The 13,865-nt window shown below is 72.2% G+C and carries 13 protein-coding genes; 3 read left to right on the top strand and 10 right to left on the bottom strand.

What is annotated here, in order from left to right; translation table 11 throughout:
* Positions 1-264 precede the first annotated feature (264 nt).
* The gene (gene leuA / locus AC3EQ1_RS26500; protein ID WP_432096852.1) at positions 265-2,031 is read right to left on the bottom strand and encodes a 2-isopropylmalate synthase; all 1,767 of its coding nucleotides are present in this window, start codon (positions 2,029-2,031) and stop codon (positions 265-267) included.
* Between the two features lie 320 nt (positions 2,032-2,351).
* Here leuA and AC3EQ1_RS26495 point away from each other — a divergent pair, with 320 nt between their 5' ends.
* Together AC3EQ1_RS26495 and AC3EQ1_RS26490 are read left to right on the top strand one after the other, a co-directional pair.
* On the top strand, positions 2,352-3,419 hold the full coding sequence (locus AC3EQ1_RS26495; protein ID WP_432096851.1) for a M4 family metallopeptidase: 1,068 nt from the start codon (positions 2,352-2,354) through the stop codon (positions 3,417-3,419).
* Positions 3,420-3,457: 38 nt separating this feature from the next.
* Positions 3,458-3,724 carry a protealysin inhibitor emfourin gene (locus AC3EQ1_RS26490; RefSeq protein ID WP_432096850.1) on the top strand — a complete coding sequence of 89 codons (267 nt, stop codon included), beginning with the start codon at positions 3,458-3,460 and terminating at the stop codon, positions 3,722-3,724.
* A gap of 53 nt (positions 3,725-3,777) precedes the next feature.
* Here the strand turns inward: AC3EQ1_RS26490 and era are convergent, their stop codons facing one another.
* The 3 genes from era to AC3EQ1_RS26475 all read right to left on the bottom strand — a co-directional run bounded on the left by era (position 3,778) and on the right by AC3EQ1_RS26475 (position 6,334).
* Entirely contained in the window at positions 3,778-4,740 is a 963-nt protein-coding gene (gene era, locus AC3EQ1_RS26485; protein ID WP_432096849.1) for a GTPase Era, read from the bottom strand.
* A gap of 105 nt (positions 4,741-4,845) precedes the next feature.
* A complete protein-coding gene (locus AC3EQ1_RS26480) occupies positions 4,846-5,211 on the bottom strand; it encodes a cytidine deaminase (RefSeq protein ID WP_432096848.1) in 366 nt (121 codons plus the stop codon).
* A 307-nt stretch (positions 5,212-5,518) separates the two neighbouring features.
* Positions 5,519-6,334 carry a helix-turn-helix transcriptional regulator gene (locus tag AC3EQ1_RS26475; protein ID WP_432096875.1) on the bottom strand — a complete coding sequence of 272 codons (816 nt, stop codon included), beginning with the start codon at positions 6,332-6,334 and terminating at the stop codon, positions 5,519-5,521.
* A 190-nt stretch (positions 6,335-6,524) separates the two neighbouring features.
* Between AC3EQ1_RS26475 and AC3EQ1_RS26470 the strand changes: the two genes are divergently transcribed.
* Positions 6,525-7,982: an MFS transporter gene (locus tag AC3EQ1_RS26470; protein ID WP_432096847.1), complete on the top strand. Its 1,458-nt coding sequence runs from the start codon at positions 6,525-6,527 to the stop codon at positions 7,980-7,982.
* A 61-nt stretch (positions 7,983-8,043) separates the two neighbouring features.
* Here the strand turns inward: AC3EQ1_RS26470 and AC3EQ1_RS26465 are convergent, their stop codons facing one another.
* The 6 genes from AC3EQ1_RS26465 to AC3EQ1_RS26440 form a co-directional block, all read right to left on the bottom strand.
* Positions 8,044-9,375: a hemolysin family protein gene (locus tag AC3EQ1_RS26465; RefSeq protein WP_432096846.1), complete on the bottom strand. Its 1,332-nt coding sequence runs from the start codon at positions 9,373-9,375 to the stop codon at positions 8,044-8,046.
* Complete coding sequence (gene ybeY / locus AC3EQ1_RS26460) at positions 9,372-9,869, bottom strand: rRNA maturation RNase YbeY (RefSeq protein ID WP_432096845.1); 498 nt, start codon at positions 9,867-9,869, stop codon at positions 9,372-9,374. Before ybeY ends, AC3EQ1_RS26465 begins: the two co-directional genes overlap by 4 nt.
* Before the next feature lie 29 nt (positions 9,870-9,898).
* A complete protein-coding gene (locus AC3EQ1_RS26455) occupies positions 9,899-10,912 on the bottom strand; it encodes a PhoH family protein (RefSeq protein WP_351506196.1) in 1,014 nt (337 codons plus the stop codon).
* A 150-nt stretch (positions 10,913-11,062) separates the two neighbouring features.
* Positions 11,063-12,181 (bottom strand): carbohydrate kinase family protein, encoded by a 1,119-nt coding sequence (locus AC3EQ1_RS26450; RefSeq protein ID WP_432096844.1) that lies wholly within the window; start codon positions 12,179-12,181, stop codon positions 11,063-11,065.
* 76 nt (positions 12,182-12,257) lie between these two features.
* Complete coding sequence (locus AC3EQ1_RS26445; protein ID WP_432096843.1) at positions 12,258-13,181, bottom strand: ribonuclease Z; 924 nt, start codon at positions 13,179-13,181, stop codon at positions 12,258-12,260.
* 4 nt (positions 13,182-13,185) lie between these two features.
* Positions 13,186-13,545: a histidine triad nucleotide-binding protein gene (locus tag AC3EQ1_RS26440; protein WP_432096842.1), complete on the bottom strand. Its 360-nt coding sequence runs from the start codon at positions 13,543-13,545 to the stop codon at positions 13,186-13,188.
* Between the last annotated feature and the right edge of the window lie 320 nt (positions 13,546-13,865).

The raw sequence follows: 13,865 nt of genomic DNA, 5'->3' as shown, positions 1-13,865 counted from the left end.
GCCGTGTGGAGGTGATGTTAACCACATCCGTGATGCGACGTCAGCACCCTGTGCGGAGCCGGCCGTCCGGCCGCGCGCCGCGGCGGCGCCCCCCGGCGCCCGGGAGCGGGCATCCGGACCCGCCCGACCTGCGGCGGGCCGGTGGGGCGCCCGGCGGGAGCCGGCCGCCGGGCGGCGCAGATCACACCGCGGGCCCACCCCGGACACGGCTGTTCCCCCGTTCCGGCGCCGGAACGGGGGCACAGGGGCGGAAACGGCGCGGAATCAGCCGCGCGCGGCCCGGTTCACCGCGGAGATGACGGCCTTCAGCGACGCGCGGGTGGTGTTGGGGTCGGTCCCGATGCCCCACAGCACCTTTCCGTCGATGGCGCACTCGATGTACGAGGCGGCGCGGGCGCTCGCGCCCTCGCTCATCGTGTGCTCCTGGTAGTCCAGCAGCCGGGCGTCGATGCCGATCGCGGCCAGCGCGTCGAAGAACGCGGAGATCGGGCCGTTGCCGGTTCCGGTCAGGACCGTGTCCACCCCGTCGACCACGGCCTCCACGGTGAGCGCGTCCCCGCCGTCCGTGGTGGTCGAGGTCTGGGCGGAGCGCAGCGCGATCCGGCCCCAGGCGTTCTCCGGGGTGGGCAGGTACTCGTCCTGGAAGGTGGACCAGATCTGCGCCGGGGTGACCTCGCCGCCCTCGGTGTCGGTCTTCGTCTGGATGATCTTCGAGAACTCGATCTGCATCCGGCGCGGCAGGTCGAGGTGGTGGTCGTTCTTCAGGACGTAGGCGATTCCGCCCTTGCCGGACTGCGAGTTGACCCGGATCACGGCCTCGTAGGAGCGGCCGACGTCCTTGGGGTCGATGGGCAGGTACGGCACGGCCCACTCGACGTCCCCCACCGGCTTGCCCTGAGCGGCGGCCTCGGTCTCCATGGCCTCGAAGCCCTTCTTGATGGCGTCCTGGTGGGAGCCGGAGAAGGCGGTGTAGACCAGGTCGCCCGCGTAGGGGTGGCGCGGGTGGATGGTCATCTGGTTGCAGTACTCGGCGGTGCGACGGATCTCGTCGATCTGCGAGAAGTCGATCTGCGGGTCGACGCCCTGGCTGAACAGGTTCATGCCCAGCGTCACCAGGTCGACGTTGCCGGTGCGCTCGCCCTGGCCGAACAGGCAGCCCTCGATGCGGTCGGCGCCCGCCATGACGGCCAGTTCGGCGGCGGCGACGGCGGTGCCGCGGTCGTTGTGCGGGTGCACCGACAGACATACGTGCTCACGGCGGGAGAGGTTCCGCGACATCCACTCGAAGCGGTCGGCGTGCGTGCTCGGGGTCGAACGCTCCACGGTGGCGGGCAGATTGAGGATGATCTCGCGGCCGGACTCCGGCTGCCAGACGTCCATGACGCCTTCGCAGACCTCCAGGGCGAAGTCCAGCTCGGTGTCGGTGAAGATCTCGGGGCTGTACTGGTAGCCGAAGGCCGTCTCGTCGCCCAGCAGCTTCTCGGCGTACTCCATGACCAGCCGGGTGCCGTCGGTGGCGATGGCCTTGACCTGCTCACGGGAGCCGCGGAAGACCACCCGGCGGAAGACCGGCGCGGTCGCGTTGTACAGGTGCACGGTCGCCCGGTGCGCGCCCTTCAGCGACTCCACGGTGCGCTCGATCAGTTCCTCGCGCGCCTGGGTGAGGACGGAGATCGTCACGTCCTCGGGGACGGCGCCCTCTTCGATGATCGAGCGGACGAAGTCGAAGTCGGTCTGTCCGGAGGAGGGGAAGCCGACCTCGATCTCCTTGTAGCCCATGGAGACCAGCAGGTCGAACATGGCCCGCTTGCGGGCCGGGGACATCGGGTCGATCAGCGCCTGGTTGCCGTCCCGCAGGTCGGTGGAGAGCCAGCGCGGGGCCTGCGTGATGCGGTTGTCCGGCCAAGTCCGGTCGGGGATGTCCACGGCCTCGTACCGGCCGTAGCGGTGGATCGGCATTCCGGAGGGCCGCTGGGTGACGGACGCCGCGGTGATGGGCGTGGGGCGACCGACGGAAGAGGCGGGGTTCATGTGCGCTGGGCTCCTGTCGAAGGGTTCTCGACGGCCGACGGTGGGCAACACCGGACTCCGCGGGGAGGGGGTCGGCCTCGACTACAGACCCTCGCCGCGGCGGCTAAGAAGAAGCAGCCCATAACGCATGATGATCCGCAGCGTAGCGGAGTCCCCCGCCCGCCGCCGAGTCCGTTCCAGCATGCAAGACGGACATGGCGTGACAGTGGAGTGGTGTGACAGCGGGGCACTGGGGCAGCGAGGGCCGGGCCGTCACTCCATTGCGGTAATCATGGTCGCAACCAGTGACACTTTCATCACTCCGTGCCACATTGCGCAGCATGACCCCAGTCTTCTGCACGATCGTGCCGCCCCACGTCCTCGACAAGCTCGCCCGGGCCGGCGACCCGGCGCTGGCCTCGCCCGCCCGGCGCACCCTGGAGCACGACGCCTCGCAGCGCACCAGGCGCCGGCTGACCACGGTCATCGGAGCCGCCGCCGCGACGGCCGCCCCGGGCCCCGCCGACAAGCCGCTCCGCACCATCTGCGACGCCCGGCACCGGGAACAGCTGCCGGGCACCAAGGTGCGCGGCGAGGGCGACGAACCGGTCAAGGACGCGACCGTCAACCGCGCCTACGCCGGGCTGGGCGCGACGTTCGAGCTCTACCTCAAGGTCTACGGCCGCAGCTCCATCGACGGCTCGGGGCTGCCGCTGGACGCGACGGTCCACTACGGCGAGGACTACGGCAACGCCTTCTGGGACGGCCACCGCATGGTCTTCGGCGACGGTGACGGCGAGATCTTCCTCGACTTCACCATCCCGGTGGACGTGATCGGTCACGAGCTGACCCACGGCGTCACCCAGTACACGGCCAACCTGGAGTACTTCGGCCAGTCGGGCGCCCTCAACGAGTCGATGTCCGATGTCTTCGGCTCACTGATCAAGCAGTACGCCCTGGGCCAGACCGCCGGGGAGGCCGACTGGCTGATCGGTGCGGGTCTGCTCGCCCCCCGCGTCACCGGGGAGGCCCTGCGCTCCATGAAGGCCCCGGGCACCGCGTACGACGACGATGTCCTGGGCAAGGACCCGCAGCCCGCGTCGATGGACGACTACGTCCGCACCGGCAGCGACAACGGCGGGGTGCACATCAACTCCGGCATCCCCAACCGGGCCTTCTACCTCACCGCCGCGGAGCTCGGCGGCCATGCCTGGGAGCGGGCCGGGCAGATCTGGTACGACGTGCTGACCGGGGGCGAGCTGGCCTCGGACGCCGAGTTCGCGGACTTCGCCCGGCTCACGGTCGCCGCCGCGCAGGCCCGCTACGGCGAGGGCGCGGAAGGGGAGGCGGTGCTGAAGGCCTGGTCCGAGGTGGGGGTGCCGACCGGGCGGCAACGCACGGCGGGATGACGGCGGGAACGGCCCCCGGAGTGGGTACTGGTCCAGCCATGCGCATTCACGTGACACGCAGCGGAGGGTTCGCGGGCATCGAGCGCAGCGCCGAGGTGGACACCTCGGGGCGGGCCGATGCCCCCCAGTGGCAGGCGCTCGCCGAGGAGGCGGCGGCCGGAGGCCGGGACGCGCCCCCGGCCGGGGTGCCCGACGGCTTCAGCTACCGGATCACGGTCGACGGCCGCACCTTCCACTGCGCCGAGCCGCGGCTGAGCGACGCCCAGCGGGAGCTGGTCACCCGGGTGCTGAAGGAAGGCGCGTAGCCGGAAGGTCGTGCCCGCCCCCGCGGGGCGGGCACGGGCGCTGGGGCGGGCCCCTAGAAGCCCAGCTTGCGCAGCTGCTTGGGGTCCCGCTGCCAGTCCTTGGCGACCTTGACGTGCAGGTCGAGGAAGACCGGGGTGCCGAGGAGCGCCTCGATGTGCTTGCGCGACTTCACGCCGACCTCCTTCAGCCGGGCGCCCTTGGGGCCGATGATGATGCCCTTCTGGCTGGGCCGCTCGATGTAGACGTTGGCGTGGATGTCGAGCAGCGGCTTGTTCTCGGGGCGCCCCTCCCGGGGCAGCATCTCCTCGACGACGACCGCGATCGAGTGCGGCAGCTCGTCCCGCACACCCTCCAGGGCGGCTTCGCGGATCAGCTCGCCGACCATGACCTGCTCGGGTTCGTCGGTGAGGTCGCCCTCGGGGTAGAGCGCCGGGCTCTCGGGGAGCATCGGGACGAGCAGATCGGCGAGCAGGCCGACCTGCCGGTCGCCCACGGCGGAGACCGGGATGATCTCGGCCCACTCGATGCCGAGCTCCTTGCCGAGCCGGTCGATCGCGATGAGCTGCTCCGCGAGTTGCTTGGAGTCGACCAGGTCGGTCTTGGTGACGACCGCGACCTTGGGGGTCTTCTTGATCCCGGCCAGCTCGGTGGCGATGAAGCGGTCGCCGGGGCCGAGCTTCTGGTCCGCGGGCAGACAGAAGCCGATGACGTCGACCTCGGCCCAGGTGGTGCGCACCACGTCGTTGAGCCGCTCGCCGAGCAGGGTGCGCGGCTTGTGCAGCCCCGGGGTGTCGACCAGGACGAGCTGGGCGTCGGGGCGGTGCACGATGCCGCGGACGGTGTGCCGGGTGGTCTGCGGCCGGTTGGAGGTGATCGCCACCTTCGTCCCGACCAGTGCGTTGGTCAGGGTCGACTTGCCCGCGTTGGGGCGGCCGACGAAGCACGCGAAGCCCGCGCGGTGGGTCGCCTCCGGCGCGGACTGGGACGAGGGGGATCGGTCACTCATGGCGCCCATTCTCCCCGATCGTCCGGCCCGGCTCGACCAGCCCGGGGGACCCGGGCCCGGAGGGGGCGCGCCCGTCGGCCCGTGCGTCGGCGCCGCGGGGCGCGGGCGCCCCGGTCACCCGACGGTGACGGAGGCGCGGAGCGTGCCGTCGGGGCCCGCGAGGAGGACGGGGGTGTCCGGGCCGCCGAGGTCGCGCACCGCGGCCCGGTCGCTGTCCGAGACCTCCTCGGCGTCGGTGACCAGGGCCGCGGCCTCCAGGGACTGGGCGCCGCCGGCCACCGCCATCGCCACGGCGGTCTGCAGCGCGCTGAGCTTGAGGGAGTCGAGGTCGACGGTGGCGGCGACATAGGTGCGGCCGGTCTCGTCCCGTACGGCCGCCCCCTCCGGGACGGAGTTCCGCGCCCGGGCGGAACGGGCGAGGATGATGATCTTGCGGTCGTCCGGGTCGAGAGGCGCTTCGCTGCTCATGCGGACGAGCATATGCCGCGCCCCGTCACCCGGCGCGGGAGGGCCGCCAGAGGGGAGAGCCGGGCGTGGAGGGGCCGCTGGTGGGAGCCGGACGGGGAAGGAACGCCGGCGGGAGTGCCGAACATCGGAGGGACGCCGGCGGGAGTGCCGGACGTCGAAGGGACGGGTGGGAGTGCCGGACGGGCCACCGCCGACGGAAAGCCGGGGGGCGGGCGTCTCTCGGTGACCGGCAGCCGCTGGACGCATGGGCAGTCGCCACCGTCGTCGCGACGGCCCCGGACGGGTGGGCCGCCAGCCGGCCCCGCCGCGTCGGCGGCCGTCAGCCCGCGACCGTGGAGATCGACTCGCGGCGCCCCTCGGGGGAGGTCAGCCAGGCCAGCTTCGCGGCGGTGTCGGTGCCGTGCAGCGGGTTGTGCAGCACCACCGTCAGGTCCGGGCGGGCAGGCAGGCGCAGCTGGGTGCTCTCGAAGAACAGGCTGCCGGCCACCGGGTGTTCGTGCTCCTTGACGAGCTGCCCGCCGGCCCGGACATCACCGCGGGCCCACAGCTCGGTGAACTCCTCGCTCACCGCGGAGAGTTCATCGATGATCTGCTGGAAGCCCTCGTCGTCCGGGTGCTCGGAGACCGACGCACGGAACTGGGCTACGACCGCGGGCGCCGCCTCCTGCCAGGTGCGGCTGCGCGACCGGTAGGCCGGGTCGGTGAAGAAGTCCACCAGGCAGTTGCCGCCGGGGCCGAAGCCGAAGACCAGCGTGGCGGCGTCGTTGTACATCACCGTGTTCCAGTACGGGTCCAGGATGTGCGCGGGGAACGGCATCCAGCCGTCGATCAGCCGGCGCAGCCCGTCGCATATCGGGGAGCCGGGCTCCTCGGCCTCGGGGAGCGGCGGGTTCAGCCCGGCGAGGATGTAGAGATGGCGCCGTTCGGCGCTGCCGAGCCTCAGCACCCGGGCGACCGCGTCGAGGACCTGCGGGGAGACCGTGATGTCGCGGCCCTGCTCCAGCCACTGGTACCAGGAGGCGCCGACCCCGGCGAGGACCGCGACCTCCTCGCGGCGCAGTCCGGGCGTGCGCCGCCGGGCGCCCCCGTCGGGCAGCCCCGCCTCCGCCGGGCTGATCCGGGCCCGGCGGCTCATCAGGAAATCCCGTAGTTCCTGCCGCCGACGGGACTTCGCGCCCGCCGCCTGCCGTGCCGCCCCGGTCCCCGTCACCGGTTCCCCCTCCTGCTCGCCCCCGGCACCGTCCGGTCACTGTCTGCCTGGTGGTGCGACCACCAGCATAAACTCCCGCTCCCCGGGGGGACTTGGCGCCGCGGAGGCTGGTCGCATGGCGATCGACACCACTTCTCCACCGGCAGCTCATACCCCGCCCCGGGCGGAACGGCTCGCCCCGCGGGCCCGGCTCGTGCTGCTCATCCTGTGCGCGGCCCAGTTCATGGTCGCGCTCGACTTCTCCATCCTGAATGTGGCGCTGCCCGTGCTGGGCGAGGACCTCGGATTCGGCCAGTCCGACCTCCAGTGGGCGGTCACCGCGTTCGCGCTGCCGTCGGGCGGCTTCCTGCTGCTGTTCGGCCGGATCGCCGACCTCTACGGGCGGCGCAGGCTCTTCCTCACCGGCCTGGGCCTGTTCACCGCGGCGTCGGTGCTGGCCACGCTGGCCTGGGACCCGGCGTCCTTCCTCACCGGGCGTGCGCTCCAGGGCCTGGGCGCCGCGGTCGTGGTGCCCACCGGTATGTCCCTGCTGACCACCACCTTCCCCGAGGGGCCGCAGCGGGACCGCGCGCTGGGCGTCAGCGGCACCCTGATGTCGCTGGGCTTCACCGTGGGCATGGTGCTGGGCGGTGTGCTGACCGACACGGCCGGCTGGCGGTCCACGATGGGCCTGCTGGCGGTGGCGGGCGCCGGCGTGCTGCTCGCCGCGCCCGGGCTGCTCGCCGAGAGCCGTCATCCGCAGCGGCCCCGGGTCGACGTTCCGGGCGCCGTCACCGTCACCGGCGGTCTGCTGGCCCTGATCTACGCCCTGTCGACGGCGGCCCAGCGCGGCTTCGGCGGTGCGGACGTGCTGCTGACCCTGGCCGCCGGGGTGGTGCTGCTGGGCGCGTTCGTGGCCGTGGAGTCCCGGGCGGCAGAGCCGCTGGTGTCCCTGCGGATGCTCCGCCGTCCGACGGTGGCCTGGGGCAACGCCGGGGGCCTGACCGCCTTCGCGATGATGAGCTCCGTCATCTTCCTGCTGACCCTCTACCTCCAGGAGGTGCTGGGGCTCTCGGCCTTCTGGACGGGGCTGGTCTTCGGTGTGCAGGGCGTGGTCGCGGTGTTCTCCGGGATGATCGCGGCGCGCCTGGTCGCCCGGATCGGCGCCCGGTCGACGCTGCTCCTGGGGCTGTTGACGCAGGCGCTCTTCACCGCGCCGCTGTTCCTGCTCGGGACAGCCGCATGGGGCGCCTGGGCCGCCACGGCGGGGGTGACCCTGGCCTGCGCCGGGCACCTGTGGGCGATCGTCGCGTACGGCAGCATCGCCACGTCCGGTGTCCCGGACGGCGAACAGGGGCTGGCCACCGGTCTGGTGACCAGTTCCCAGCAGGTGGGGCTCACGGTCGGCATTCCGCTGCTCAGCGCGTTGGCGACCAGCCGGGGCGACGCCCTGCGGGAGGCCGGTGCGGACGCCGTCGCGGCCACGCTGGGCGGCATCCGGCTGGGGCTGGGCGTGGACGCCGTGGTCGTGGCGGCCGTGGCGGTGCTGATCGGCGTCGGGCTGGGCCGTCGCGGGGGTGCGGCCCGCGGCTGACGGACCCTCCGGACGCGGGGAGGCCCGCCGCGGTCCGCGGCGGGCTCCCGGAGCCCTGCGGTCAGTCGTCGGTGTCCGCGCCCTTGCCGTCCGGCGGGCCCTCACCGGAGCGCACCGGCTCGACCAGGACCGTGACGATCCGGTTCCGGCGGCCGGCGGGCGACTCCGCGGTCAGCCGGAGGGCCTTGAGCGTCGGGTCGGCGGTGTCCTCGGAGAGGTCGACCTCGGCCGTCGCCCCGGCGATCGGGACCCGGCCCAGCGACTTGGCGAGCAGCCCGCCGACGGTCTCCACGTCCTCGTCGTCCAGTTGGAGCCCGTACAGCTCGCCGAGGTCGCCGATGTCGAGCCGGGCGGTGACCCGGTACCGCTCCTCGCCCAGCTCCTCGACGGGCGGCAGCTCCCGGTCGTACTCGTCGGTGATCTCGCCGACGATCTCCTCGAGGATGTCCTCGATGGTGACGATGCCGGCGGTGCCGCCGTACTCGTCGATCACGACGGCGACGTGGTTGCGGTCGTGCTGCATCTCGCGCAGCAGGTCGCCCGCGTTCTTGGTGTCGGGCACGAAGGCGGCCGGGCGCATCGCGGTGGAGACCAGGTCGGTCTCGGCGTCCCGGTTGATGTGCGTCTTCCGGGCGAGGTCCTTCACGTACACGATGCCGACGACGTCGTCCTCGTTCTCCCCGGTCACCGGGATGCGGGAGAAGCCGGAGCGCAGCGCGAGGGTGAGCGCCTGGCGCACGGTCTTGGCCCGCTCTATGACGACCAGGTCGGTGCGCGGCACCATCACCTCGCGGACCAGGGTGTCGCCCAGCTCGAAGACCGAGTGCACCATCCGGCGCTCCTCGTCCTCGATGAGGGACTCCTGTTCGGCGAGGTCCACCATGGCGCGGAGCTCCGCCTCCGAGGCGAAGGGGCCCTTGCGGAAGCCCTTGCCGGGGGTGAGGGCGTTGCCGAGGAGGATCAGGAGCTGCGGGACCGGCCCCATGACCCGGGCCAGCGGCAGCAGCACGTACGCGGCGGCGGTGGCGGTGTTCAGCGGGTGCTGTCGGCCGATGGTGCGCGGGGAGACCCCGACGGCGACATAGGAGACCAGCACCATCACGCCCAGCGCGACGGCCAGCGCCTCCCAGGTCTCCCGGAACTCGCGCACGCACACGTAGGTGACCAGGACCCCGGCGGCCATCTCGCAGGTGACGCGGACCAGCAGCGCCACATTGAGGTAGCGGGTGGGGTCGGCGGCGACGGCCATCAGCTTGGCGCTGCCGCGCCGCCCGGAGCGGACGGCCTCCTCCGCACGGAACCGGGTCGTCCGGGCGAGGCCCGCCTCGGCACAGGCCGCGAGCCAGGCCACGACGACGAGCAGGACGGCGGCCGCGACGAACGATCCGGTCATCGCGTGGTGGGGGCCGGGGAGGGCCCTTCGAGGCCGCGCTCGGCACGCCAGCCGTCGACGATCGCCTTCTGCAGACCGAACATCTCGGCCCGCTCGTCCGCCTCCTCGTGGTCGTAGCCGAGCAGGTGGAGGACGCCGTGCACGGTGAGGAGCTGGAGCTCCTCGTCCATGGAGTGGGCCGTCTCCGCCTCCTCGCCCTGCTTCTTCGCCACCTCCGGGCAGAGCACGATGTCACCGAGGAGCCCCTGCGGGGGCTCCTCGTCGTCCTTGGCCGGCGGGCGCAGCTCGTCCATCGGGAAGGACATGACATCGGTCGGGCCGGGGAGGTCCATCCACTGGATGTGGAGCTGCTCCATGGCGTCGGCGTCGACGACGATCACCGAGAGTTCGGAGAGCGGGTGGATACGCATCCGGGTGAGGGCGTAGCGGGCGACGTCCAGGACCGCCTGCTCGTCGATGTCTGTGCCGGACTCGTTGTTGACGTCGATCGACATGGGGTTTTCGCGTTACTTTCGTTGGATTGTCACAGCCCGTTGCGGCTGTCGTACGACTCGTACGCGTCGACGATACGGCCGACCAGCTTGTGCCGGACGACGTCACTGCTGTTCAGCATCGAGAAGTGGACGTCGTCCACCCCGTCCAGGATCTCCCTGACCTGGCGCAGACCGCTCTTGGTGCCGCCCGGCAGGTCGATCTGGGTGACGTCACCCGTGATCACGATCTTGGAGTCGAAGCCGAGCCGGGTGAGGAACATCTTCATCTGCTCGGGGTTGGTGTTCTGCGCCTCGTCGAGAATGATGAACGCGTCGTTGAGCGTCCGGCCGCGCATGTACGCCAGCGGGGCGACCTCGATGGTGCCGGCCGCCATGAGGCGCGGGATCGAGTCCGGGTCCAGCATGTCGTGCAGCGCGTCGTAGAGCGGGCGCAGATACGGGTCGATCTTCTCGTAGAGGGTGCCCGGCAGGAAGCCGAGCCGCTCCCCCGCCTCGACCGCGGGCCGGGTCAGGATGATCCGGTTGACCTGCTTGGACTGCAGGGCCTGCACCGCCTTGGCCATGGCCAGGTAGGTCTTGCCCGTACCGGCCGGGCCGATGCCGAAGACCACCGTGTGCTTGTCGATCGCGTCGACGTAGCGCTTCTGGTTGAGCGTCTTCGGGCGGATCGTGCGGCCGCGGTTGGACAGGATGTTCTGGGTGAGCACCTCGGCGGGGGACTCGGTCGCGCCCGCTGCTCCGTCCTCCTCGCGCAGCATGGCGATCGAGCGTTCCACTGCGTCCTCCGTCATCGGCTGGCCGGTGCGGAGCACCAGCATCATCTCGTCGAACAGGCGCTGGATCAGAGCCACTTCCCCGGCGTCGCCGACGGCGCTGATCTGGTTGCCGCGGACATGGATATCGGTGGACGGGAAAGCCCTCTCGATCACTCGCAGCAGGGAGTCGCCGGATCCCAGGACCGTGACCATGGGGTGCTTGGCCGGGACGGTGAAGTGGGCGCGCGCCTGCCCCTGCGCGGGAGTCTTGGCTGGTGTCTGAGTCATGAGCCGGCTCTCTGGCCTGCTCACCCCGCCTTCCATACTCGACATGCCGCGCGCCATGCCGCACGGCACCTTGGGATACCAGCCTACGACGGAGCACCGACACCGCCCGAGCGCTTTTCGCGTACGCCCGTACGCGCTCCGCGTCCGGGCTCAGCGCGGCCGGAAACCGATGGTGGGCACCGCCCGGCGCAGCGGCCAGGGCCGGGCCCCGGCGGGCAGCAGCTCGTCGAGGAAGCGGTACCGGCGCAATGCCGCCGCCTGGTCGTCGAACGACTTCACGTGCTGCCACCAGGAGGCGACCTCCACCCAGCCGGGCGCGGACAGCGAGCCGCCGAACTCCTGCACCGAGAGGGCGGCGGTCAGCCCGGCGAAGGCGAGCCGGTCGCCGAGCGGCCAGCCGGCCAGGGTCCCGGTGACGAAGCCGGCGACGAAGACGTCCCCGGCGCCGGTGGGGTCCAGCGCCTCGACCCGGATGGCGGGCACCTCGGCGGTCTCCCCGGTGCCGCCGTCGACGGCGTACGCGCCGTCGGCGCCCATGGTGACGACGGCGACCGGCACGGTCTCGGCGAGGGCCCGGGCGGCGGCGCGCGGGCAGTCGGTGCGGGTGTAGCGCATCGCCTCCTCCGCGTTGGGCAGGAAGGCCTCGCAGAGCTCCAGGTCGGGGAGGGCGGCGAGGTCCCACTGCCCGGTGTCGTCCCAGCCGACGTCGGCGAAGATCCGGCTGCCCCGCCCGGCGGCGACCCCGATCCACTCGGCGTGCCGCCCGGGGGCCAGCGCCGCGACACAGGCGCGGGCGGGCGGCGGGCAGGCCGGGTCGAGCCCGGCGGGCGGCGCCTCGTGGCCGTGCGTGACCATCGTGCGCTCCCCCTCGTACGCCATGGAGACGGTGACCGGGGAGTGCCAGCCGGGCACCCGGTGCGACTGCTCCAGGTCGATGCCCTCTCCGGCCTCCAGGCTGTCCCAGCAGTAGTCGCCGTACATGTCGTCGCCGAAGGCCGCGGCGAGCGAGGTGCGCAGGCCGAGCCGGGCGAGCGCGGTGGCCATGTTGGCGACCCCGCCGGGGCTGGAGCCCATGCCACGCGCCCAGGACTCGGTGCCGCGGACGGGGGCGCTGTCGAGCCCGGTGAAGATGATGTCGAGGAAGACCGCGCCGGTCAGATAGACGTCCACCGCCGGATCAGCGGAAGTGCGCAGCGCGGCGAGCGGATCGAGCAAGTGGCCGGGCGCCGTCTCCCGCGCTTCAGGAATCCCGTCCGGTGTCGTCCCCATGATGTTCCCCGGTCTCACCACGTTCGTTGCAGGTTGCACCACCATGACCCATCGTACGAACCGGGTCGAGCACCGCTCAGCGGCGCTTGGGCAGGGCGACCCGCATGAGGTCCCGGGCGACGGTGAGCTCCCCGTCGAACCCGGCGGCGCGCGCCTGGCGTTCGAACTCGGCGGGCTCGGCGTAGCGCTGCGAGAAATGGGTGAGCACCAGGTGCCGCACGCCCGCCTCCGCGGCGGCCCGCCCGGCCTGCCCGGCCGTCAGATGGCCGTGCTCCTCGGCGAGCCGGGTCTCGTCGTCGAGGAAGGTCGACTCGATCACCAGCATGTCGCACCCGTCGGCGAGCGCGTGCACGCCCTCGCACAGCCGGGTGTCCATCACGAACGCGAAGCTCTGGCCCCGCCGGGCCTCGCTGACCTGGTCGAGCGTGACGGTGACACCGTCCTCGGTGGTGAACACGCCGTCCCGCCGGATGCGCCCCACATCGGCGCCGCGGATGCCGAACCCGGCCAGCCGGTCCGGCAGCATCCGCCGCCCGTCCGGCTCGGTGAGCCGGTAGCCGTAGGACTCCACGGGGTGCGAGAGCCGCCGGGCCTCGAAGGTGAACTCCGGCCCCGCGACCAGCACACCTCCCTCGCCGGAAACCGGCTCCTCCGTGATCGGAACGGTCTCCCGGTAGGCCGTGGACCAGCGCAGCCGGTCGAAGAACCGCTTCCCGCTCTCCGGGTAGTGAGCGGTGACCGGATGCGGCACCCGGTCGAGGTTGATCCGCTGGATCACCCCGGCCAGTCCGAGCGAGTGGTCCCCGTGGAAGTGGGTGACGCAGAGCCGGTTCAGATCGTGCGCGGCGACCCCGGCGAGCAGCATCTGCCGCTGGGTGCCCTCGCCGGGGTCGAACAGGATGCCTTCGCCGTCCCAGCGCAGCAGGTAGCCGTTGTGGTTGCGGTGTCGCGTGGGCACCTGGCTGGCGGTGCCGAGGACGACGAGTTCGCGGGAGGACAAGGGACTATCCGGGGGGCCAGTTCAGGCCACGGCCGCCGAGCACATGGGCGTGCGCGTGGAAGACGGTCTGCCCGGCGCCGGAGCCGGTGTTGAAGACGATGCGGTAGCCGGTGCCGACCACCTTCTCCTCGGCCGCCACCTCACCCGCCTCCCGCAGGATCTCGGCCGTCAGCCCCGGCTCGGCGGCCGCGAGAGCGGCGGCATCACGATAGTGCGCCCTGGGGATGACGAGAACATGCGTGGGCGCCTGGGGGTTGATGTCCCGGAACGCGACGGTCGTCTCCGTCTCCCGCACGACGTCCGCGGGGACCTCTCCTGCGGCGATCTTGCAGAACAGGCAGTCGGTCTGCGGTTCTCCCGCCATGCCGAGCCTCCTTCAACCGGTGCGATCAGTACGTCCGCATGCTAACGGGCCCACCGACGCCCCCCACGATCACCACCACCCACCGAACCACACGCCACAGCCCCGACCTGCACGTCAGGGCCACCGGACCAGGCGAACACGGCGGCTCCCCACCACGGGCCGAGTGGCCTGGACGCAAGGGAATGGGCGCGCAGGGCCGGCGAACGCAGGGCGCGGGGCCGCAGGGCCGGGTGAACGCAAGGGCGCCGGGCCGGTCCGGACATGACGGCAGCGGGGCCGCAGGGCCGGGTGAGCGCAAGGGGGTGGGGGCGCAGGGGTGG

This window comes from Streptomyces sp. bgisy100, from assembly GCF_057709105.1.
Note: the sequence above shows the minus strand (reverse complement) of the source record. Positions and strands in the feature narration are given on the sequence as shown.

Coding starts and splice junctions, on each gene's coding strand:
- era (WP_432096849.1), bottom strand. CDS start 4,740: ATGGGCGCCATGAGTGACCGATCCCCCTCGTCCCAGTCCGCGCCGGAG.
- AC3EQ1_RS26490 (WP_432096850.1), top strand. CDS start 3,458: ATGCGCATTCACGTGACACGCAGCGGAGGGTTCGCGGGCATCGAGCGC.
- AC3EQ1_RS26480 (WP_432096848.1), bottom strand. CDS start 5,211: ATGCTCGTCCGCATGAGCAGCGAAGCGCCTCTCGACCCGGACGACCGC.
- AC3EQ1_RS26475 (WP_432096875.1), bottom strand. CDS start 6,334: ATGAGCCGCCGGGCCCGGATCAGCCCGGCGGAGGCGGGGCTGCCCGAC.
- AC3EQ1_RS26455 (WP_351506196.1), bottom strand. CDS start 10,912: ATGACTCAGACACCAGCCAAGACTCCCGCGCAGGGGCAGGCGCGCGCC.
- AC3EQ1_RS26450 (WP_432096844.1), bottom strand. CDS start 12,181: ATGGGGACGACACCGGACGGGATTCCTGAAGCGCGGGAGACGGCGCCC.
- ybeY (WP_432096845.1), bottom strand. CDS start 9,869: ATGTCGATCGACGTCAACAACGAGTCCGGCACAGACATCGACGAGCAG.
- AC3EQ1_RS26470 (WP_432096847.1), top strand. CDS start 6,525: ATGGCGATCGACACCACTTCTCCACCGGCAGCTCATACCCCGCCCCGG.
- AC3EQ1_RS26465 (WP_432096846.1), bottom strand. CDS start 9,375: ATGACCGGATCGTTCGTCGCGGCCGCCGTCCTGCTCGTCGTCGTGGCC.
- AC3EQ1_RS26495 (WP_432096851.1), top strand. CDS start 2,352: ATGACCCCAGTCTTCTGCACGATCGTGCCGCCCCACGTCCTCGACAAG.
- AC3EQ1_RS26440 (WP_432096842.1), bottom strand. CDS start 13,545: ATGGCGGGAGAACCGCAGACCGACTGCCTGTTCTGCAAGATCGCCGCA.
- leuA (WP_432096852.1), bottom strand. CDS start 2,031: ATGAACCCCGCCTCTTCCGTCGGTCGCCCCACGCCCATCACCGCGGCG.